A 19658-nucleotide genomic window follows, 5' to 3' on the forward strand; every position below is an offset into this window, starting at 1 on the left:
TCCCGCGACGCCCCGATTCAGCGTGTCTGCTCGTTGGCGCTCAGCGCTGCGACAAGATTTCCTGGGCGCGCTTCTTGTCGGAGGAGAACGTGAAGGCGTTGTAGAGCTGGTAGTTGTTCTCCGTGTCGAGGATTCGCGACCTCACGGCGCGCAGCACGTTGATCTTGTCGTCGTTGAAGGAGAAGCGGTCCATCAACCGCATCACCTGGGAGACGAGGAGGTAGTTGTTCTGAAGGCCCGTGTTGAGGACGCGGAGCTTGTCGTCGGTGAAGTTCTCCCGGGCGATGGCGTCGTACCAGCGCTGGAAGGCGCCGTCCGCCATCGGGCGAACCATCGGCTCCGGCGGCGGGGGCGGCGGGCGCGGCATCACCGTGGCGAGCAGCGGGGCATCGGCGACCTGGCGCCTCACGTTCTCCAGCGTCTCCTGGGCCTTGCGCACCTTGTTGCGCGAGTCCCGGTCCGCCCGGTCCTCGATGTCCTCCAGCAGGCGCTCCAGGCGCTCCAGGCGCTGCGCCAGGTCCTCGCGGCTGACCACCACCAGGGTGCCGGTGCTGTTCGGCGGGACGAAGGGGCCCGAGTTGTTGTGCGGCGGGTACTGCGGCTGGGAGGGCTGCGACGGCTGCGGACGGCCCGGCGGGGGAGGACGGAGCTTCTCCATCGTGGCGTCGGGCGCCTGCTGCTTCTCGACCTGCGGGGAGGTCTGCGCGAAGGAAGTGGCGGCGGTCAGCAGGGCGACGGCGATTGCGAGGGACTTCATCGGGAGCGTCCTTGTTTGTGTACTCGACAGTTCTGACGGGCCGAGTCTCATGGCATTCAAAGCCCCCAGACGACAAGGGGCCCCCTGTCTCATGTCTCAGGGAGAGGGGTTCGTTTGGACAGCACGGACCCCTCGGCCGACAGCTCGTAGACGAGCGGAATGCCGGTCGCCAGCTCCAGTCCCACCACCTGCTCGCCGGTGAGCTGGTCCAGCTTCATGACGAGGGAGCGGTTCGAGTTGCCGTGGGCGACGACGAGGACGTTCTTCCCCAGGCGGACGTCGCCGGAGATGGCGCGCTCGTAGAAGGGGAGCACGCGTCGGGCGGTCATCTCCAGCGACTCGCCATTCGGCGGCGGCACGTCGTACGAGCGGCGCCACAGCTTCACCTGGGCCTCGCCGAAGCGCTGGGCGGCGTCCGCCTTGTTGAGGCCCTGGAGGTCGCCGTAGTGGCGCTCGTTGAGGGCGGCGTCGCGGATGATGGGCGGGCGCTGGCCGAGGGCCTCCAGGATGATGGTGAGCGTCTCCTGCGCGCGGGTGAGCACGGAGGTGTAGGCGACGTCGAAGCTGATGCCCTGGAGTGCGCGCGCGGCGAGGCGGGCCTCGAGGCGGCCCTTCTCGGTGAGGGGCACGTCCACGAGGCCGGTGAAGCGGTTCTCGTGGTTCCAGAGGGACTGACCGTGGCGGACGAGTGCGAGAAGGGGCATGGCTCTCCCTGCTAGCGCAAGCCGGGCATCACGGCCAAGGGGCCCGCGCGCAGGAGCGCGACGGGGGTGACACCCGTCAGGCTCCGGAAGTCGGAGATGAGGTGGGCCTGGTCGTAGTAGCCGGTGGCCGCGGCGATGGCGCCCCAGTCTGGCGTGGCGGCGCGCGTGGAGGCCCGCATGGCGCGCTGGAAGCGGACGATGCGCGCATAGACCTTGGGGCTCATGCCCACCACGTCGTCGAACGCGCGCCGGAGTTGTCGCTCGCTGACGCCCAGTCCTCGCGCCAGTGCTTCAATCCGGGGCAGCTCCTGTGACTGGGAGATGGCGCGGACCGCGCGGCGGACGACGTGCGCGGAGGCGGGCTCGAACACGTCACCGCGACGCAGGCGCTCGGTGAGCGCGGTCTCCAGCACCTGGACCTTCGCGGCCAGGGTGGTGCTCTCGTGCATCCGCTCACGGAGGCGGGCTCCGTCCTCGCCCCACAGGGTGTCGAGGTTGACGACGCGGTCGGTGAGGTGGGCCATGGGCACACCGAAGAAGGGGTAGGCGCCTCCGGCCTTGAAGCGCACGGCGACGGCCAGGGGCGGCACCTCCGTTCCGCCCTTCTGGAGCACATGCAGGCGCGTGCCGATGACATAGGCGTCGCCCCGGGTGTCGGAGAGGCGGACGATGAGCTCGGCCTCTCCATCGGGAAGGCGGACGTACGCGGGGCCGCCGCCCGCGTCCCGGGGAACGGCGCGGAAGCCACGCACGAAGCCCGCGAGCGCGCCGTGGGCTTCGACCTGGAGCGACTGGGAAGTCACGGGGCCAGCATGCGGCACGCGAGGGGCGGGTTCAATCCGGGGCCAGGGCAGGCGAGCGCTCATGGCCGATTTCTCCAATCGACCCGAGGCCCGCGTTTCTACCTTGGGAGGGCACGACACCCCTGCTTCCCCCGAGGAACCTTCATGCGAGTCCATCACCTCAACTGCGGCACCCTGTGTCCCGCCGGCGGCGCGCGCTTCGTCCTGGGCGAAGGCGGCTTCTTCTCGCGGGCCCGGATGGTCTGCCACTGCCTCCTCATCGAGACGAATGATGGCCTCGTCCTGGTCGACACGGGGCTGGGGCTCAAGGACCTCCAGGACCCGACCCGACTGGGCCAGCGCTTCCTCCGCCGCAACTCGCCCCGGTTGGACCCTCGGGAGACGGCCGTCGCGCAGGTGGAGCGACTGGGCTTCCGGCGCGAGGACGTGCGTCACATCATCCCCACGCACTTCGACCTGGACCACATTGGCGGGCTCGCGGACTTCCCTGGCGCGCAGGTGCATGTCTTCCGTGACGAGCACGCGGCGGCCATGGTGCCGTCGGCGAAGAACGCGAAGTTCGGCTACCGGCCCGTGCAGTGGGAGCACCAGCCGTCTTGGAGGCAGTACGCGGTGGAAGGGGAGCGGTGGTTCGGCTTCGACGCGGTGCGCGTGATTCCGGGGCTGTCCACGGAGGTGTTGCTGGTGCCGCTCGTGGGGCACTCGCCGGGGCATTGCGGTGTCGCCGTGAAGACGGAAGGGTCATGGCTGCTGCACGCGGGTGACGCCTACTTCAACCACAAGGAGCTGAACCCCGTGTCGCCGCGCAGTCCGCCGGGCCTGGCGCTCTTCCAGCGGCTGCGCTCGACGGACAACGCGGCGCGCCTCGCGAACCAGGAGCGGCTGCGGACGCTCGTGCGGGAGCACTCGGCGGAGGTGAAGGTCTTCTCCGCGCATTGCGCCGTGGAGCTGGACCGCTACGCGGTGGCGCAGCCCGTGACGGCGGAGCGAAGTGGCATCGCGTCTCCGAACCTGGAGCCCGCGTCCGGAGCGGGTGGCCGCGCCGCCTGAGGGACGTGCGCGGGACGTGTCAGGCCTGTCGGCGCCGACGGGCCCGGTACAGGTCTTCGTAGAGGCCGAGGAGGAGGTGGCCTCCCAGGATGAGTCCCTGCTGGATGTCGCGCGCGGCCGCGGGTGACGCGTCGTAGGGCGCGTCGAGCTGGCGGTAGAAGCCGTCAGCGTGCTCCTCGTCGAGCGTGGCGTGCGTGGGGTAGTGCACCACCTGGTCCGCGGTCAGCCAGCCTCGCGCGACGATGCCGCGACCCAGCTCCACGGAGATTCCGCTGAACAGGTCCTCGATGATGCCGAACACGGCGAGGCCCGTGTGCGGCGTCTCGAAGCCGGCGATGCCCGTCAGCGCGACGTTGAACTTGCGCACCTCCGGACCGAAGGCGCCATCTTGGAGCCGCTCCCCGGATGCGCCGAGCCGCTCCAGGAGCAACTGGAACGTGTGCTCGTGGCCGTGGGAGAGCGCGCCGCGCCCATGCTCATCGAAGACGTTCTCCACCAGCGGCAGGCGGAGCTCGGGGCGGGGAAGGCGGCTGGCGAGCAGGGCCATGGGCCGCGAGAAGTGCGCGACCGCCGAGAAGAACTGCAGCTGCGTCTCGATGAAGTCGCTCCGCTCGAAGGAGCCGTCTTTCAGCGCGCGCAGGTACGACGACGTCTCCAGGACGTTCCAGCCCGACTTCAGGCCAGCGATGTGGTGACGCAGGTTCAGATTTCGGAGGAGGGAAGGTGCACCCATGCAGGGGTTCCCTTAAGTCGGGTCAGGTCGAGAGAATAGACGGTGCAGACCGTGTCGGGAGAAATGCCGGCGTCCCGCAGCCAGTCGAGCTGCGCTTTCAATCGCTCGTCGAGCGTGAAGCAGGCCAGCGTGTCCGGGTTCCGCCCGGCGAGTTCCCGCCCGCACTCCCGGAGGTAGTGCCCCCAACCCCGGGTCCAGGCGGCGGGAGGCGCCGCGAGGTGCACGAGCGGCCAGGGTTTCTGCGTCGAACGGAGCTGGAGGTCCTTGCTCCCTGAAGTGGTGCACCAGCCCGCCCCTTCGAGCTTCCGGCCAGACGAGGGCCCGAGCACCAGCCCGTCACCTGGGACCTGCGTGGGAGCACCCGCGAGCTCCAGCGCCGCGAGCCGCGCCGGGGGAACGAAGTAGAGCGCGAGCCGGCTCTCCGGCCGGCCCATGCGCAGCGGATTCCAGCCTCGCGCCGTGTGCATGACGTCGCCGCGCGCGCCCCGCATGGCGGCGCCGTACAGGAACCGGATGCCGCGCAGCGCGGGGATGCGGAACAGGTGCGTGAGCCCCTGGAAGATGAGCCTCCGCGCCAGTCCCGTGCCGCGCGCGTGCGGAGCCACCTTGAGATCGCAGATGTAGAAGCCCTGGGCGGCGGTGTCGCTTCGGAAGACCCGCCGGGAGATTCCCGTCACGGAGCCGAGCAGTTGTTCGCCGCGCAGCGCCAGCAGGAAGTACGCGTCCCCCATGGACGAGAAGAAGGGGTGGTACTCGGGCCCGTGGTCGATGAAGAAGTGGTCGGCGCCGTCGGCGATGGGGTACTCGATGCCCCGCTCGAGCTGGCGCAGTCGTTCCACATAGGGGCCGAGCGTGTCCGGCCGGCACACCACGTAGCGCACGCCGCTCATGGTGAGGCGGTCCGTCGGAAGCCGACCTCGACGCGCTCGTAGAACAGGCTGCGGTCTTGGGCCTGGAGTCGCTTGCCGAGCGCGTCGTCGAACACGAAGGCTGGACTGAAGAAGCGGCGGAGGTCTCGCTGGTTGTTGAGCTGTCGCAGCAACACGGCGCAGCCGGGGCGAGCCTCGCGTGACAGCAGCGCGGCCCACTCGGCGACGAGCGTGTCATCCGACCAGTCGAAGATGTTGGACAGCGAGATGACGTCGAAGCGTCCCAGGTCGGGCACGTCGGGGAGCGAGCCCTGCACCAGCGTGACGGGGAGCGGCGCCTCCGCGCGCAGGTACTCGGGACGGTCCTCGGGAAGGTAGGCGCCGAGCAGCACGTGCTGCAGGTAGGGGTTGTGGTGGGCGTCCTCGCGCCGCAGCCCTCGCTCGAAGGTCGCCTGGAAGTAGCCGGGATAGGAGCCGGGCGTCGCGTGCTGGGTCGCCGCCGGGCCGAACATGGCGTGGAGGAACGGGTCCGCGAACGCGAGCTGGAATGCCACCGGCCAGTAGGACGAGGCGAACCAGCCGTCGCGCAGTGCGGACCGCTCGGCGGCGGAGGTCGTGGGCGCGAAGAAGGCCGCCAGCTCGCGCGCTGGGGCCGCGAACTCCTCGAGGAAGTGGCGCAGGGTGCGGAACAGGCCCTCGAACTCGCCGCGCTGATTCAGTCCCGTGGCGTCGGTGGCCCTCACGTTGAAAGCCTCCAGGCTCGCGGTGCCGAGGCTCGCGGCCTTCTCCCGTACGTGGGCGAGCTGTCGAGGGTTGAAGTCGAAGCCCACCAGCTCCAGGGATGGATTGCGCCGGGCCAGGGTCAGGAGCGTGCAGCCTCCGGACGCGACAGTGAGGAGGGCTCGGGCCTGGGTGCGCCCGATGAGTTCCTGCTCCAGCTCCGGGTCTTCACGGACGACGGCGAATTTCAGACGGGGGGGCGTGGTGCTCAAGTCGTCGGCGGGGGCGAGGGTTGCTTCGGCGAGGGGGCGGATTGTAGGGCATGATGTCACCCACAGGAACAGCCCATGCCGACGCTCTCATCGTCCCTTACTCCCCAGCGGTTGCGTGAGCTGGAGCAGGTCGACGCCCGCCATCTGCCTCGGCTCGGGGTGTTCCTCGCGCTCTACGGTGTGGCGGCATGGGGGGCCACTGTGCTCGCGCTGGAGGCCCTGCCGTCTGCTCAGGTCTGGCTCGCGCGCGGGCTGCTCTACGTCGTCGCGGCGGCCTCGCTTCACGGCATCAGCCTGTTCACCCATGAGGCCGTGCACGGTGGGCTCTCCACGCGGCCGTGGCTGAACCGGCTGGGCGGGATGCTGTGCGCGTGGCCCGTGCTGCAGAACCTCGCGGCCTACAAGGTGCTGCACCTGCGGCACCATCGGGACCTGGGCGGTGGGTTGGACCCCGACCACTACGCCAACTACACGGGACGACGCTGGCTGGAGCTGGCGATGCACGTGGGCCGGTTGCTGCTCGGATATCCCGCGTACATCACCATGATTCCCATCCTGGGCTGGAAGCACGGGACGGCGCCCGAGAAGCGGTGGATTGCCTTCGAGGTGTCGATGGTCGTCGCGGGGGCGGTGCTCGCGGGCGTCTTCGTGCCGTGGCCCGTGTTGCTGCATGCCTGGGTCATCCCCATGGTCATCATCAACACGCTGGTCAACATCCGGGGCATGAGTCAGCACACCTTCCTCACGCAGAGCAGTCATCCGGTGCGGGGCTCGCGGACCATCCTCTCCAATCCGGTGACGCGGTTCTTCATGTGCAATGAGAACTACCACCTGGAGCACCACCTGTACCCGCGAGTGCCCTGGTACAACCTGCCGGTGCTGCACCAGTCCCTGCGGACCGAGCTCGTCGAGCAGGGGGCGCCCTTCATCCCGTCGTATTTCTCGTTCGTCCGGGGTGTCTTCAGTGGCGCCCTGATGCGAGAGGCCCGGCGGGTCTCCTCCGCGGATGTCTGAGCGCCCCTTCCTTCACGAAGCGCTGCTGGCGACCTTCGGAGTGACGCTGTCGTGCGCGCTCCTGCTCGTGGCGGGTACGCGGTCCGTCAGCTTCCTCCAGGTCGCGGGGGCCACGGCCCTGTTCATCCTCGCGGTGGTGGTGCTCGCGCGGCTGGACGCCTGGGCGCACGTCTTCCGGGTGCGGCTGGTGCTGGCCTATGTGGCGACGTTCTTCTTCTACGCGTCGGTGAAGACCACCATTCCCGCGCTGGGGCTCGAGACCCAGGACGCGTGGCTGTTCAGCCTGGACGCGCGGGTGTTCGGAGGGAGCACTCCGTCGGCCTGGTTCCAGCGGTGGAGCGCGCCGTGGGTGCATGACGTGTTCAGCGCGAGCTATCTCGCGTTCCATGTGTACCTCCACCTCGCGATGGCCTGGGCGGTGGTGGGGCCCCGGGAGCGGGCGGAGCGCTTCTTCAGCCACGTCTTCTCGGCCTACGTGCCGGGTATCGCGGGCTATTACCTGGTGCCGGCCATCGGCCCCATGGCGGCGTATCCCGAGTTGTTCACCGCGCCCCTCGAAGGAGGGTGGCTGACGCGGCTGAACGCGGCCGTCGTCGCGAGCGGCTCGTCCACCTACGACCTCTTCCCGAGCCTGCACGTGTACATCACCCTGGTGTTGCTGAGTCATGACGCGCGCGCGCATCCCTGGCGTTTCCGGGCGCTGGTGCCCGTGGCGGCGGCGCTCATCCTCTCCACCCTGGTGCTGCGCTACCACTACGCGGTCGACCTGCTCGCCGGTGTCGTGTGGTTCATCGCCTTCAGCGCCGTGTTTCCACGTCTCCAGACATGGTGGGCGTCCTGGCGGTGCGGGCTCCTCGCGGGCTCCGGGTCCGCGGTTCAGCCCCGTCCTTGAGACGTCGCCCGCGTCTCGCTGTCACACGCCTGGCGAGGCATTGACGAATTGTCGCGCGGACGGCCACGGACGGCCCCGCAAGTCCTCGGAATGTCGTGCGGGGTGGCTTGGAACGGCACGTGAAAGGCAAGGGGACAACAGGAGGAAGCCGCCATGGCCCGGTGCCGTCAGTCCCGTTCCCGCTCGTCTCCCGCCACCTTCACGTTCCTCGAGCGCAGCGCGCTCGGGGTGCTTCGACAGGAAGTCCTCGAGCTCATCCTCGACTTTGGACTTCGGACCCGCGCCGCGGGGGTGACACATGTCACCGTGCTGGAGCGCGACCTGCCCTTGCAACTCCAGGACTCGTCGCTGGCACGGCAGGCGCGGGGCTGGATTGTCCTGGTGAGTGATGACGAGCGCCTCATCACCTGTTACCGGCGCGGGGATGCAAGCGGTTTCATCCGCCGCAAGCCCAAGCATCGCCTTAATGGCGGACGCCCGCACCCCAACACGAGGACCCGTCGCGCACGTGACAGACACTCCACGGGCTACAGGGCCGGGTAGGGCTCACTGCTTCACAGTTGGGGTGTTCAATGACAGGCACCCTTGTATCAAGCGCTGCGCGCCGCGACAGGCTTTGGAAGGTGAGAGGGTGCAATCCCTCTCGTTTCTGGAGTTTTGTATGCCCCGCACGCCGCTCTTCGACCTGTTCCGACAAACCACCCGGAAGGCGCTCGCCGCCGCGTCACCGGAGGCGAACGCGCTCGAAGCCCGACGCGTGGTTCGAATGGACCGCCGCTCCGTGTTGAAGGGGGTGACGGCGCTGGGGATGGGAATGGCGGTGCGGGCGGCGCGGGCCGAGGAGGCCCGTCCTCCCGCCTCGCTTCGCGTGGGCATCGTCGGTGCGGGGCTCGCGGGCCTCGCGTGTGCCTATGAGCTCAGGTGCGCGGGTGTGCAGGCCACGGTGCATGAAGCCCGGGAGCGCACGGGCGGCCGGGTGTTCTCGATGGGAGGCGCGTTCGGTGGGCCGGTCATCTTCCCCGGACAGGTGGTGGAGCGGGGCGGGGAGTTCATCGACTCTGGACACTCGACGATGCTGGGCTATGCCCGTGAATTCCACCTGGAGCGGGAAGACCTCCTGCGGGTACCGGGGGACGTCTTCTACTTCTTTGGCGGACAGCTCTATTCCGAGGCGGATATCCTGGAGGAGTACTGCCCGCTCATCGCGGCCATCAACCAGGACCTGAGCAGGCTGTCCGAGGCGCCCACGGCGGCCGACCACACGGAGCTGGACCGGCGGTTCGACCTGCTGGACCTGGTGACCTACCTGGAGGCCCGGAACACGGGGCCCCTGGTGAAGGCCGCCATCATCGCCGCGTACGAGGCGGAGTATGGCCAGGCAGCGGATGAGCTGAGCTGTCTCAACCTGCTGTTCCTGATTCAGACCGAGCAGTGTCGACGGTTCGAGCCGTATGGCGAGAGTGATGAGCGGTATCGCCTGCTCGGTGGCAATCAGCAGATTCCACGCGAGCTGGCGGCGCGTCTGCCGGGACAGGTCCGACAGGGCGAGCGGCTGGAGTCGGTCAGGAAGACTCCGACGGGCGCGCTCTCGCTCACGCTGCGGCGCGGAAGCACGTCGTACACGGCGACGTATGACGTCGTGGTGCTCGCGGTTCCGTTCACCGTCCTGCGACGGGTGGAGCTGGCGGCGTCCCTGGGCCTGCCGGCGTGGAAGACGCGGGTCATCCGGGAGCTGGGGTACGGCACCAACGCGAAGATGATGGTGGGGTATCGCGGGCCGGTGTGGCGGGCGAGCGGGTGCAGTGGGGCGAGCTACTCGGACCTGATGAACCATCAGGCCACGTGGGAGACGAACCCGACGCGGGCGACAGCGGGCGACGCGGTGTTGACGGACTTCGCCAGTGGGCCGCGTGGGGCAGGCATGGACCCAGGCAACGTGGCGGGCGAGGCGGAGCGCTTCGTGGCGGCGATGGGCCGCGTGGTGCCGGGGACGGCGGGCGCGGTGAAGCGGGGCGTGGACCGGCGCATCGTCGCGCACCTGGAGCACTGGCCGAGCAATCCGAACGCCCTGGGAAGCTATTCGTCCTATCGGCCCGGGCAGTTCACGTCACTCGCGGGAACCGAGGGGACACCCGTGGGCAATCTCTACTTCGCGGGTGAGCACACCAGCTCGTTCTACGAAGCCCAGGGCTACATGGAGGGCGCGGCGGCGACGGGGAGGAGCACCGCCCAGGCCGTCCTGGCGATGGCGAACGTGGCGGCGGCGTCCGGGTGACCCGTGGAGTAACAAGGGCGGGCCCGCCGGAAGCGGACCCGCCCTCACGCACTCACGAAGGGAGCAGGTTACTGCGCGCAGTAGACGGCGCGCTCGAACTTGCCCGTCACTTCGACGATGGACGTGGCGCGAACCACGAACTCGCTGGCCCCGACGCGCGTGTCGGCGTTGCACCAGTCATACGTGTAGCCCAGGCCCGTCCACGGGTACTGCGTCTTCTGCCAGAACCCATAGCTGGAGGCGAAGTTGGCGTTGATCCAGTTCTTGTGCTCGGTGGTGGCCGTGGTGGGGAACTGGAGGCCGCACGTGCCGTCGTCGATCTCCGAGTCCGGACAGGGGCGGAACATGTCTCCGGGCTTCACCCACAGCTCGACGATGTAACGCGCGTTGTCGCCTTCGGTCGCCGGGGGCAATCCCAGATACTGATTGACGCGCGGGACGAGGTTCTCCGCGGACACCGTCTTGCAGAATGTCTGGAGTTGGGGAGCGGCCGTGACCCAGACCTCGCGAGAGAGCGTGTTCGCTCCCAGGGTGTAGCCCTGGAAGGTGGTCCAGATGGCCATGCGCACGGCCGTCTTGGTCTCATTCCAGACAAGGTTCGGGTTGGACGGGCTGATGGCCCACAGCTGCGTGGAGATGTCTTCGGTCGTGGGCTCCGCAGCGTGGCGGACGGCCTCCGTATAGGTCTGCGCGTCGCACGCCAGCGGTTCGGGGACAGGGTCCTTCGTGTCGTCGTCACCGCATGCGGCGAGGGACAGGAGCGCGGCGGTGGCGGCGAAGCATCGCAGGGGGCGCGAGAAAGCGCTGAACATCAGGTCAACTCCATGGGGAGGGTAGGTTCACAAGGAGTGTAGAGGAAGGAAGGCGGGGCACCAGCCAAAACGACCGCGCGAGACGCGAGCCCGCGGCGAGGTTCCGTGCATTGAAAGACAGCCATCCTCCCTTGGGGCTCAGGTACCGCCGCCACCGAACAGGCCGAGCTGCTCGACGCTGCCCATGGGGGCGACGGGGCTGTCGTCGGCGGGCAGTTCGCGGCGCACCGGTACGGTCGGGACAGGGGGCGCAAGCACGCGGGGCTCGGGCTCCCGTGGCGCGGGAGGGGGTGGGGCGGGTGTCGCGTAGACCTCGGGACGCCAGATGCCGTCGCGAGCCAGGCGCACGCGCTCACGCAGCTCCGGCAACAGCTCCGGGTCCATGGGCGCGAGGCGCTGGGCCGGGGCCGCCACGAGCGGCTCGAAGACCTGCACCTCCTCCAACCACCACGCCACGGTGCCTCGACAGGACGCACCCGGGGGCCACCACCAGGCGTCACGTCCAAAGGCGCGGGAGTCGTTGCCCACGGTGGACACCTCCGCGAGCCGGGCCATGGCGACATACGCGCCAGCGGGCAGCACGTCGCGGGTGGGGCATTCCAGGCCGTGTGCCCCGCGCAGCCACTCCACGGCCTCCTCGTCGTACTCACGGGTGGCGTAGAGAGCGAGCCAGCAGCCGAGCACGGCCTCGGGAGGGTGGAGCGGGTGGCGTCGCTCGGGGACACCGGGACGCGCGGGCTCCACGTCGTGGACGAAGACGCTCCACATGCCGTGGTGCGTGAGCGCCCACGTCCACGGCCGGCTCAAGGGCAGGTGGAACACTCCCATCCCCTTGCGCGTGTAGCGATAGGCGCCGGCGAGTGGGATGGAACTCATGGGGCCGCACCCTACACGACCGACCCGACATGATGCGCGGGCAGGGTGGCTCTCCGGACGGCCCGCCGCCGAGACGAAGACACCCGCCAGCCATGACGGCCAGCGGGTGCCGGTGCTTCACCTCACTTCGTGGCCGAGGCGCGACGCGGCGCTTCCAGCTCGCGCTGCATGGTGTCGTCGCCCACGAGCAGCCCGTCGGCGAACATGGTCCGCTCGTTGGGGCTCAGCGACTCCAGCTCCTCCGCCGTGCCCAGCTTGAGGTTGTAGACCTTGCCGTCGTACGGCACGCGCTCGGTGGAGGTGATGGTCGCCGTGCCCGTCTGCGTGCGCACGGTGTCCTTCACCTGGACCTTCTCCGCCGCGACCACCAGGCCCGAGGACAGCAGCACCGGGTGCTTCTCCGTCAGCCGCACGTCGTGGCCCTGGTCATCGCGCAGCCGGACCAGCGGCTTGGGCTCACGCCCGAAGATGAAGTCCTGCACCGTGAGCACCCGGCCGGCCGCGTTCGCACGCACCTTGTCACCCACGCGCAGCGTCTCGATGGGCGCCAGCTTCCCGTCCGCCATCGTGATTCGCGTGCCCTCCGCCAGGCAGCTGTTGAGGACGTTGAGGTTGAAGGGGTTTGCGGGCAGCGCCGTGCTCGTGAAGGTCACGATGCGCGGAATCGCCGGGCCGCCACACGTCGACAACCCGTAGAGCGTCATGGACAGCACCACCGGCTCATTCACGATGCGCTCCATGGTGCAGCCCGCGCCGCCGGACGCCGTGGTGTTCTGCGAGACGTTGACCAGCTGCTGAATCGTGCTGGTCCTCGCGCCCACCGGGAAGGCGTCCGAGAGGTCCGCCAGCGTCGTACACGTGCCGCCCGACTCCGTCTTGATGAGGCGAAGCCGCGTCGTCGTCGCGCCGTTCTTCATCGCCTGGATGGTGCAGTCCGCCGTCGCCGAGGCCCCCGCGTCGAAGGTGCCCTGCAGGGGAATGTAGATGTTGGTGAAGTCGAAGGCGGAGCCCGGCTTGAAGGGGAAGTAGGCGGTGGGGTCGCCCGTCCAGGGGGCCCCCGTCTTGCGCAGCGCGAGCCCCGTGGACTGGGCCGGGAAGGGCGCCAGGGTGCCGCCGGCGTTGGCCACCATCGCGTAGTCGCAGTCCGCCCCGCCGCGAAGCTGGCAGGTGGTGAGGTTGATGTCCGGCCGAGGCCCCGGGCCCGCGAAGTGCGGATGGACCAGCGTGAAGGTCTGGGGCGTGGCCACCAGCGACGTCTCCAGGCTGGCGAACGAGACGTGCTCCTCACCCGTCTTGTCGTTGTGCGCCACCATCATCGACTCGATGATGACCTTGCGGTTGGCCTCCATCGACGGAGTCACGGACACGGTGGTGTCGTCGAACGTCCTGCCGTCGTTGTGCTCCTCGTTCGCGCTCGTCGACAGCACCGTCCGCTTCTTGCCCGCCAGGTCACTTTCATACGCGGTGACGTCCGTGAAGACGTGGGTCGAACCACCCGCGCAGGTGGCGTAGGGGCGAATCTGGAGCGTGGGCCGAGGGGCCTGGGCCTGGGCGTTGTCGGCCTGCTGGGCGCCCTTGCCTCCGGCGGTGCGCGAGTCCTCGATGTGGAGGAAGTGGTCGCAGTTCCATTCGGTGGGCTTCGGCTGCGGACCTCCGCGCACGGCCTTCGCCCGGGCGACGTCCAGCGTCTTCAGGGCGCGCGAGAAGTCCTTGGGAGGCGTCTGCTGCGCCACGAGCCCCTTGGCTCCCGCTGCACCTTGCGCCGCGACGGCCTCCTGGAGCCGGTGCTTCGCGTACTCGTAATGGTCGTCGTTCGCCAGATCCAGCTCGACGAAGTCCTCGTGCGGCGTGCGCTTCTCGAAGTGCGCGACGACGGCCTCACGCTGCTCTTCGACAGTCTTGGGCTTGGGTTGGGGTTTGATAACCCAGGGACACCCGGGTAGCAAAGACAGGCATGTAGCGAGAATGGCGAGACGGGTCGCACGACGACCGTGAGTAAAATTCATGACTCCCCCTCTGAGCAGGCCCTCGGTGAGCCCGGATAAGCACTGTCATACGCTCCGTGTTGAAAAGTCAACGTCTGACATATGGCATTGTGTATCGGTCAGGGACGACCCATCCCGTCGCATCGTGATGTTCGCTTCCAATGTGAAGGATTGTCTCGTCGAGCGTAGAGGTCCGGGCGCCCCGTGTTTTCAGGGGTGCTTCAGGGACAGGCTCACGCGCACATTGACTCCGTGCGCCGCATGAGGGACGGGGTGAAGCCATGGCGCTGCAGAAGGTCCCTGTCCCCCACGAGGTCGCCGGAGAGCGGCTGGATCGATTCATCTCCAAGCACGTCCCCGGCTTCTCGCTGGAGCGCGCCCGGGCCCTCATCGAAGCGGGTGGGGTGCGCATCCGGGGCAAGAAGTGTCAGCCCACGCGGAAGCTGTGGGGCGGAGAGGAACTCGAAATCGAGCGGCCGGAACCGCGCGCCTCGCCGCGTTCCTCCGTGGAAGGGCCCACGCTGACGGTGCTCCACGACGACGCGGCGCTGGTCATCGTGGACAAGCCGCCGGGCCTCGTCGTGGAGCCGGAGGGGCGAGCGGCCTCCGTCATCGACCTGCTCGCCGCGCAGCGCCCTCCCTTCGACGTGGAGGGCCAGGCGCTGCCGGGCGTGGTGCACCGCCTGGACCGTGAGACGAGCGGCTGTCTGGCCTTCGCCCGCACGGACCCGGCGGCGGCGGCGCTCCTGCGCGCGTTCCAGGAGAAGCAGGTGGACAAGCGCTACTGGACGCTCGTGCTGGGCCAGCCTCCGGAGCACGGACGCCTGGAGGGGCCCTATGCGCGCAATCCCCAGGACCCGCGCCGCTTCACCACGAAGGTGCCCTCCGCGCGGCGGGCGGCGCTGTCGTTCGAGGTGCGCGAGCGGCTGGACGGAGCGGCGCTGCTGGAGGTGGACCTGGACACGGGGCGCACGCACCAGATTCGCGTGCAGCTCTCCGAGGCGGGCTTCCCGGTGCTCGGCGATACGCTCTACGGGACGGAGGCCGCGCGCGAGCATCCCGCGGCGAAGGCGCTGGGGCGTCAGGCGCTCCATGCGTTCAGCCTGGAGCTGCCGAGTCTCTTGACGGGTCAGCCCGTGCGAGTCCAGGCGGAGCTGCCCGAGGACTTCCAGCGCGCGCTGGCCCTGCTTCGCCGCTGAGCGCGGGCGCGGGGCCGGACTCCACTCGAAGGCGTGGAGTCCGGCGGACGGCGAACTACTTCGGGTCCACCACGAGGACCATCCAGCGGTCCGTGGAGTGGTCGATGCGCACGTTGGCGGCACCGGCCTCCTGGAGCTGCTGCACGATGCTCTCCAGGAAGGTCAGGTGCTCCTTGGGCGCGTCCACGAAGACGTTCTTCGAGCCGGTGCCCTTGGCCTTGGGCTTCTTCGCGGGGGCGGCGCCGTTGAGCGCCTCCGGCGTCGCGGCGGCCTTGAGCTGGGCGGCGGCGTCCTCCACCACGGTCTCCGGCGCGCTCTCGACCTCGACCTCAGGCTCCTCCGCGACGGGAGTGGAAGCGACCTCCTCCTCGGCCTCCGCGCGCAGCTGGTTGAAGGTCTTCAGGTTGATGGTCGCCCCGAACTTCGTCTTGAAGGACTCCAGCGCATCCTTGCTGCTGATGTCCGGTTGCTGGCGGAAGAGGGTGAGCAGGAACGCGTGGCGCTCCTGGGTCTGCTCCTGGGAAGTCCTCGGCATAATCAAAACTCCTTCAACCCTTGGAAATGAAAGGCGGCGCAACCTAGCCGACGCTGTCCCGGGAGGAAAGGTGGTCGGGTGGACGCGGGGGCGGTGACTCTCCTGGTCCCTCGGCGGGCGAGACGGCCCGTGTGCCTGCCAGCCCTGGGCGCCAGCAGGGCGCTTCGTGTCCACCCTGGAGCCTCATGGAGACCGCTGCCGAGACGAACGTGCCCTCCCGTGAGTCCGCCACATGGGTGGACATCTCCGTGCCCCTGCGGGACGGGATGGTGCACTGGCCGGACAACCCGGAGGTCCGCATCACCCGGGTGCAGGCCCTGGAGCGTGGAGACGACGCCACCGTCTCCCACCTGTCCCTGGGGGCGCACACCGGCACGCACGTCGATGCGCCCGCGCACTTCGTCCAGGGCGCGGAGGGCGTGGACGCGCTGGCCTTCGACAGCCTCCTTGGCGTGGCCCGGGTGCTGGAGATTCGAGACCCCCGCGCCATCCGCGTGGATGAGCTGAAGGCGCACGCGGTCCAGCCCGGAGAGCGCGTCCTCTTCAAGACGGCCAACTCCTCGCGGGGCTGGGCCGCGCAGCGATTCCTGCCGGACTTCGTGTACCTGTCCCTGGAAGGCGCGCGCTACCTGGCGGAGCGGAGTGTTCGCACGGTGGGCATCGACTACCTCTCCATCGGCAGTCCGGAAGAGGGCGTGCCCACCCACCAGGCACTGTTGGGCGCGGGGGTTTGCATCATCGAGGGGTTGGACCTGTCCTCGGTGAGCGCGGGCACGTACGACCTCGTCTGCCTGCCTCTGCGAATCGCGGGAGGCGACGGCGCACCGGCGCGCGCCATCCTCCGGCGGCGCTGAGGCTCGGGCCTCACGGTCTTCAGGGGCTCGTCGCGCGGCGCTTGCGGCGCAGGTAGAAGGCGGCGCCGAGCATCGCCGGGAAGAGCAGCGCGCCGCCCAACATCATCAGTCGTTGGCGCTTGCCCAGCGCCTGTTGGGCCTGCTGGTCGCGGACCTTCTCGAAGTCCGGCTCGGGACAGGAGTGCCCGAAGGACCACCAGGGCTCGTCGATGGCGGCGCCCACTTTCAGGTACGTCTGCCACAGCCGCTGGACGCGCTCTGGCTCGCTGCTGGAGACGTAGCGCGCCGCGTGGCAGAGCATCATCGCGTACGCCTGGCTGCGCGGAGGAAGGAGCGCCGCGCCCCGCTGGGCGAGGTCCGCCGCCGTGGAGCGATAGTGGAAGCGCCACGGATACGGGGGCGCATGCGATTGCACGCGCTGCTGCTCCGGCACTCCGAGGAGCGGTGTTCCGGCCAGGGCCTCCCGGGACTGCTCCGCCCCGGCTGAGAGCTCTTCTTGTTCCTCGTAGGTGCCCAGGTCGTAGTTTCCATCCACCCAGCCCCAGTCCGGGGCGACCTCCGTGCCCAACATCTCCAGGCCCAGGCCGCGAGCGAGCTTCGCCGCCGTGAACAGCGCCTCCGCCTGAGTCACGGCGTCGTGGGCCAGGGTGCTCTGCTTCAGCGCGTCGGCGTACTGGCGCGCGGGCCCTTCCCACTGCGTGCCCCGGAAGTGCTCCAGCGCTTCATCGGCGCGCCCGATGCGCAGCAGGCGCCGCGCGAGCAGCAGGCGCAGCCGCTGAGACAGGTCCGCCCCTTCGCCGACGTCATCGTCGTACCAGAGCTGCCCCACCTCGGGCTTGCAGCGCTCCTCGCCGGAGGGCGGGTGGGCCGCGACGAAGCGCTGGAGTTCGTCCACGGACAGCACCCGCTCCGCCACGTAGGCCAGGTCCGGCCAGGAGCAGCTCGCCAGCATCCGCTCGGCGGCCTGGAAGAAGTCACCTCGCGCGAGCGCGAGCACCCCGCGCTCTCCCTCCACGCGGCAGAGGGGACGGCGCGGCACCATTCCCTCGCCCACCCAGTCCTCCGACGCCGGGAGCCCGCGCGCGGCCTCCGACAGATAGACCTCCGCGGACGACGGGTCTCCCCGGCGCAGCGCCAGCTTGCCCTTCACCCACGCCGCCAGCGGGGTCTGCCCGTGCTGGGCGAAACGCTCGGCCAGGTCGAACCGACCCGCGCGCCAGGCGCCCGCCGCCAACCGGTCCGCTCCCGCCAGCCCCTGCACCGACGCGAGCGCTTCCAGCACGGCGGCGAGGCCACCGCCCGATGTGTCCTCGGACCAGTACCACTCCTGGCCACGCGTCCACACGAAGGTGGTCATGAGCCGCTGCGCCATCGGGTCCTTCAGCGCGGCGTGGAGCCGGGCCTCATCGCGGGCGAGCGCGCGTGCGACCATGAGCAACGAGGTCACCGCGCCTCCGCTCCCATGGGCGGCCTGCTCCGCGTACAGCCGGATGGCGCCAGCATCGTCTCCCGCCCGGAGCAGGCCGCGCGCCTGCTCGCCCAGGCTGGCGACCGCGAGGCCCAGCGGGTCGTCGAAGCCCTCGCGCGCGAGCTGCCGCGTGCGCTCGAAGCCGTGCTGCGCGTCCTGCTCGAAGCCCGCGCCCGCGTTGCGGCCCAGCATGAAGGCGGCGAAGGTGGAGTAGTGGCGGCGCTCCCCGGCCGGCAGCGCGAGCACGTCGTTGAAGCGGGCGCGCGCCGTCTGCGCATCTCCGCTTGTGAAGGCCCTGGCGCCCGCCTCGTACAGCTCCGTCTCCCGTGCCCCGCCGCCTGTGCGTGCATCGACGGGCTCGTCTCCACCCTCCATCACCCGGAACGACTCCAGGGGCTTGGGAGCCAGTCGTGTGGCCTCGAGCGAGAAGGCGCCGTCTGGCAGCTCGCCGAGGGTGCCCGCGCGGTCCACGAGGAGTCGATGGGGAAAGTCGGGTCCGCAGGCATCGGCCGAGCGCACCGGCGCGAGCAGCATGAGGACGAGCAGGGAGGCCAGCAGACTACGGAGCCACAAGTGACACCTCGGTTCCCCGCACGAAGCCGATGACGCGTCGTTCGCCAGCGCGCAGGCGGGGAGGCGTGCGCGCCACGAGTGAGGTCCCTCGCGGGGCATAGCCGCCCACGCCGTCGAGGACCTCCAGGTTTCCAGAAAGGGTGAGGCGCGCGGGCGCCTCGGTGTCCACGCGGCCGGTGTTCTCGAGGACGATGTCGAGCGTGCCGCCTCCCGCGTCCACCAGCCGGGGCTCCAGTCGGGGCGTGAGCTTCTCGCCGCGCACCACCGCCGACAGCGTGCTCAGGCTCCAGGACTCCGAGTCGCCCGCGTGTCCAAGCCGGAACCAGACGATGCCCTTCACGCCCTTCACCGGGTGCTCCCTCAGGTGGGTGAGCAGGCGCGACACCTCGTGGGGCTCGGACGTCAGGAGTCGTCCGTCGCGAAGCCGCGCGCGGTAGGTGGGCAGGGCAATCCGGAAGGGATGGGACGAGGCCTTGGCCCACGCCTCGATGAAGCCGCGGGCCTCCTCGGGGGTGAAGAGGGAAGGGGCGCGCACGGCATGCACCTGGACGACGATGTCGTCGGGGATGGACGTCAGGCGCTCCAGGGCGGGCGAGTTCGCCCAGGTGGGTAGCGCGGTGATGGAGAGCGAGAGGTCTCCGAGCCCGCTCCGCTCACGCGCGAGCCAGTCCGCGTAGGCGGGCAGGGAAGAGGTCGCGCAGTCATGGTCCACCTCCACGCCCCGGACTCGCACGCCGCGCGCCTTCCAGTCGCGGGCGAGCGTCGCCACTTCCTGGAGCGACACGCCGTCGAGCGGCGCCGTCCCGTCCACGCGGAGGACGGCCACCACCTCGCGCCCCGTCTTCGCCAGGGCCGGCACGTCCACCGCCACTGTCACTGCGACCCGCGTGGCCCCGGAGCGCTCCCGCGCGAGGACTCGCAGGGCGCCCAGCTCCGAGGGCAGTTGCGTGAGCGCGTGCCCGAGCTCCGGGCTCCAGTCCCGCTGCCACACGTAGACTTCGTGTCCCAGCGGGGGAGCGGGGGCGCGGGCACAGCAGAGCAGGAGGCACAGCCCCACGCTCGCGAAGCTCGCGAGGACTCTTGGCCAGGACAGGGGTGGGGTGCTCATGCGGAAGCGCGGGAGGAGTTCGCGTGGCTCGTCGACAGGCGCGTGAGCCCACGCCTCACCATGGTGCCACAACGGCATGACGTGGGCTGCACCCCCGCGTTCCGCCTGAATGCCAGGCGGGTCCGTTCACGTGCCGCGGGGGCCGTTCCCCCTCTGGAC

The 19658-nt window shown here is 69.7% G+C and carries 19 protein-coding genes; 7 read left to right on the forward strand and 12 right to left on the reverse strand.

Annotated elements, in window-relative coordinates; genetic code table 11:
- Window positions 1-40: 40 nt before the first annotated feature.
- From HUA75_RS03655 to HUA75_RS03665, 3 genes are all read right to left on the reverse strand, one after another.
- Window positions 41-757, reverse strand: a complete 717-nt coding sequence (locus HUA75_RS03655; protein ID WP_254627353.1) for a DUF4476 domain-containing protein — start codon at window positions 755-757, stop codon at window positions 41-43.
- Between the two features lie 89 nt (window positions 758-846).
- Window positions 847-1461 (reverse strand): 2,3-diphosphoglycerate-dependent phosphoglycerate mutase, encoded by a 615-nt coding sequence (locus tag HUA75_RS03660; RefSeq protein ID WP_174485536.1) that lies wholly within the window; start codon window positions 1459-1461, stop codon window positions 847-849.
- 11 nt (window positions 1462-1472) lie between these two features.
- The gene (locus HUA75_RS03665) at window positions 1473-2327 is read right to left on the reverse strand and encodes an AraC family transcriptional regulator (protein ID WP_217445897.1); all 855 of its coding nucleotides are present in this window, start codon (window positions 2325-2327) and stop codon (window positions 1473-1475) included.
- Window positions 2328-2408: 81 nt separating this feature from the next.
- Between HUA75_RS03665 and HUA75_RS03670 the strand changes: the two genes are divergently transcribed.
- On the forward strand, window positions 2409-3314 hold the full coding sequence (locus HUA75_RS03670) for an MBL fold metallo-hydrolase (RefSeq protein WP_141645475.1): 906 nt from the start codon (window positions 2409-2411) through the stop codon (window positions 3312-3314).
- Between the two features lie 19 nt (window positions 3315-3333).
- Here the strand turns inward: HUA75_RS03670 and HUA75_RS03675 are convergent, their stop codons facing one another.
- The 3 genes from HUA75_RS03675 to HUA75_RS03685 are packed head-to-tail and all read right to left on the reverse strand — an operon-like array spanning window position 3334 to window position 5908.
- A complete protein-coding gene (locus HUA75_RS03675) occupies window positions 3334-4047 on the reverse strand; it encodes a TenA family transcriptional regulator (RefSeq protein ID WP_174485537.1) in 714 nt (237 codons plus the stop codon).
- Entirely contained in the window at window positions 4017-4937 is a 921-nt protein-coding gene (locus tag HUA75_RS03680) for a GNAT family N-acetyltransferase (RefSeq protein WP_174485538.1), read from the reverse strand. The genes HUA75_RS03675 and HUA75_RS03680 overlap by 31 nt, the downstream gene beginning before the upstream one ends.
- Window positions 4934-5908, reverse strand: a complete 975-nt coding sequence (locus HUA75_RS03685) for a DUF3419 family protein (RefSeq protein ID WP_174485539.1) — start codon at window positions 5906-5908, stop codon at window positions 4934-4936. The genes HUA75_RS03680 and HUA75_RS03685 overlap by 4 nt, the downstream gene beginning before the upstream one ends.
- A gap of 75 nt (window positions 5909-5983) precedes the next feature.
- On the opposite strand from HUA75_RS03685, the gene HUA75_RS03690 reads away from it, so the two are divergent.
- The 4 genes from HUA75_RS03690 to HUA75_RS03705 all read left to right on the forward strand — a co-directional run bounded on the left by HUA75_RS03690 (window position 5984) and on the right by HUA75_RS03705 (window position 10089).
- Window positions 5984-6922, forward strand: coding sequence for a fatty acid desaturase (locus tag HUA75_RS03690; RefSeq protein ID WP_174485540.1), 939 nt, complete (start codon window positions 5984-5986; stop codon window positions 6920-6922).
- Entirely contained in the window at window positions 6915-7814 is a 900-nt protein-coding gene (locus HUA75_RS03695; RefSeq protein WP_174485541.1) for a phosphatase PAP2 family protein, read from the forward strand. Before HUA75_RS03690 ends, HUA75_RS03695 begins: the two co-directional genes overlap by 8 nt.
- A gap of 153 nt (window positions 7815-7967) precedes the next feature.
- Window positions 7968-8357 carry a hypothetical protein gene (locus HUA75_RS03700; RefSeq protein WP_141645481.1) on the forward strand — a complete coding sequence of 130 codons (390 nt, stop codon included), beginning with the start codon at window positions 7968-7970 and terminating at the stop codon, window positions 8355-8357.
- Between the two features lie 118 nt (window positions 8358-8475).
- Window positions 8476-10089, forward strand: coding sequence for an NAD(P)/FAD-dependent oxidoreductase (locus tag HUA75_RS03705; RefSeq protein ID WP_174485542.1), 1614 nt, complete (start codon window positions 8476-8478; stop codon window positions 10087-10089).
- 68 nt (window positions 10090-10157) lie between these two features.
- Here the strand turns inward: HUA75_RS03705 and HUA75_RS03710 are convergent, their stop codons facing one another.
- The 3 genes from HUA75_RS03710 to HUA75_RS03720 form a co-directional block, all read right to left on the reverse strand.
- On the reverse strand, window positions 10158-10901 hold the full coding sequence (locus tag HUA75_RS03710) for a hypothetical protein (RefSeq protein ID WP_141645483.1): 744 nt from the start codon (window positions 10899-10901) through the stop codon (window positions 10158-10160).
- A gap of 138 nt (window positions 10902-11039) precedes the next feature.
- The gene (locus HUA75_RS03715) at window positions 11040-11777 is read right to left on the reverse strand and encodes a hypothetical protein (protein ID WP_174453199.1); all 738 of its coding nucleotides are present in this window, start codon (window positions 11775-11777) and stop codon (window positions 11040-11042) included.
- 122 nt (window positions 11778-11899) lie between these two features.
- Window positions 11900-13723 carry a Hint domain-containing protein gene (locus HUA75_RS03720; RefSeq protein ID WP_174485543.1) on the reverse strand — a complete coding sequence of 608 codons (1824 nt, stop codon included), beginning with the start codon at window positions 13721-13723 and terminating at the stop codon, window positions 11900-11902.
- Window positions 13724-14043: 320 nt separating this feature from the next.
- Here HUA75_RS03720 and HUA75_RS03725 point away from each other — a divergent pair, with 320 nt between their 5' ends.
- Window positions 14044-14961 (forward strand): RluA family pseudouridine synthase, encoded by a 918-nt coding sequence (locus HUA75_RS03725; protein WP_174461439.1) that lies wholly within the window; start codon window positions 14044-14046, stop codon window positions 14959-14961.
- Between the two features lie 55 nt (window positions 14962-15016).
- Here the strand turns inward: HUA75_RS03725 and HUA75_RS03730 are convergent, their stop codons facing one another.
- Window positions 15017-15496 carry a hypothetical protein gene (locus HUA75_RS03730; protein WP_141645077.1) on the reverse strand — a complete coding sequence of 160 codons (480 nt, stop codon included), beginning with the start codon at window positions 15494-15496 and terminating at the stop codon, window positions 15017-15019.
- Window positions 15497-15681: 185 nt separating this feature from the next.
- Here HUA75_RS03730 and HUA75_RS03735 point away from each other — a divergent pair, with 185 nt between their 5' ends.
- On the forward strand, window positions 15682-16350 hold the full coding sequence (locus HUA75_RS03735; RefSeq protein WP_141645076.1) for a cyclase family protein: 669 nt from the start codon (window positions 15682-15684) through the stop codon (window positions 16348-16350).
- A gap of 19 nt (window positions 16351-16369) precedes the next feature.
- Here HUA75_RS03735 and HUA75_RS03740 read toward each other — a convergent pair whose 3' ends face one another.
- Window positions 16370-18391 (reverse strand): hypothetical protein, encoded by a 2022-nt coding sequence (locus HUA75_RS03740; protein ID WP_174485544.1) that lies wholly within the window; start codon window positions 18389-18391, stop codon window positions 16370-16372.
- Window positions 18378-19499 carry a DUF3142 domain-containing protein gene (locus tag HUA75_RS03745; protein WP_174485545.1) on the reverse strand — a complete coding sequence of 374 codons (1122 nt, stop codon included), beginning with the start codon at window positions 19497-19499 and terminating at the stop codon, window positions 18378-18380. The genes HUA75_RS03740 and HUA75_RS03745 overlap by 14 nt, the downstream gene beginning before the upstream one ends.
- Window positions 19500-19658: the final 159 nt, after the last annotated feature.

Source organism: Myxococcus sp. CA040A (assembly GCF_013336725.1).
GTDB lineage: Bacteria > Myxococcota > Myxococcia > Myxococcales > Myxococcaceae > Myxococcus > Myxococcus llanfairpwllgwyngyllgogerychwyrndrobwllllantysiliogogogochensis.

Bases quoted from the DNA above. Each gene is read 5' to 3' on its own strand.
- HUA75_RS03660 (WP_174485536.1), bottom strand. From the start codon at position 1,461: ATGCCCCTTCTCGCACTCGTCCGCCACGGTCAGTCCCTCTGGAACCAC.
- HUA75_RS03670 (WP_141645475.1), top strand. From the start codon at position 2,409: ATGCGAGTCCATCACCTCAACTGCGGCACCCTGTGTCCCGCCGGCGGC.
- HUA75_RS03665 (WP_217445897.1), bottom strand. From the start codon at position 2,327: ATGAGCGCTCGCCTGCCCTGGCCCCGGATTGAACCCGCCCCTCGCGTG.
- HUA75_RS03705 (WP_174485542.1), top strand. From the start codon at position 8,476: ATGCCCCGCACGCCGCTCTTCGACCTGTTCCGACAAACCACCCGGAAG.
- HUA75_RS03700 (WP_141645481.1), top strand. From the start codon at position 7,968: ATGGCCCGGTGCCGTCAGTCCCGTTCCCGCTCGTCTCCCGCCACCTTC.
- HUA75_RS03735 (WP_141645076.1), top strand. From the start codon at position 15,682: ATGGAGACCGCTGCCGAGACGAACGTGCCCTCCCGTGAGTCCGCCACA.
- HUA75_RS03680 (WP_174485538.1), bottom strand. From the start codon at position 4,937: ATGAGCGGCGTGCGCTACGTGGTGTGCCGGCCGGACACGCTCGGCCCC.
- HUA75_RS03655 (WP_254627353.1), bottom strand. From the start codon at position 757: ATGAAGTCCCTCGCAATCGCCGTCGCCCTGCTGACCGCCGCCACTTCC.
- HUA75_RS03745 (WP_174485545.1), bottom strand. From the start codon at position 19,499: ATGAGCACCCCACCCCTGTCCTGGCCAAGAGTCCTCGCGAGCTTCGCG.
- HUA75_RS03675 (WP_174485537.1), bottom strand. From the start codon at position 4,047: ATGGGTGCACCTTCCCTCCTCCGAAATCTGAACCTGCGTCACCACATC.
- HUA75_RS03730 (WP_141645077.1), bottom strand. From the start codon at position 15,496: ATGCCGAGGACTTCCCAGGAGCAGACCCAGGAGCGCCACGCGTTCCTG.
- HUA75_RS03690 (WP_174485540.1), top strand. From the start codon at position 5,984: ATGCCGACGCTCTCATCGTCCCTTACTCCCCAGCGGTTGCGTGAGCTG.
- HUA75_RS03725 (WP_174461439.1), top strand. From the start codon at position 14,044: ATGGCGCTGCAGAAGGTCCCTGTCCCCCACGAGGTCGCCGGAGAGCGG.
- HUA75_RS03715 (WP_174453199.1), bottom strand. From the start codon at position 11,777: ATGAGTTCCATCCCACTCGCCGGCGCCTATCGCTACACGCGCAAGGGG.
- HUA75_RS03695 (WP_174485541.1), top strand. From the start codon at position 6,915: ATGTCTGAGCGCCCCTTCCTTCACGAAGCGCTGCTGGCGACCTTCGGA.
- HUA75_RS03710 (WP_141645483.1), bottom strand. From the start codon at position 10,901: ATGTTCAGCGCTTTCTCGCGCCCCCTGCGATGCTTCGCCGCCACCGCC.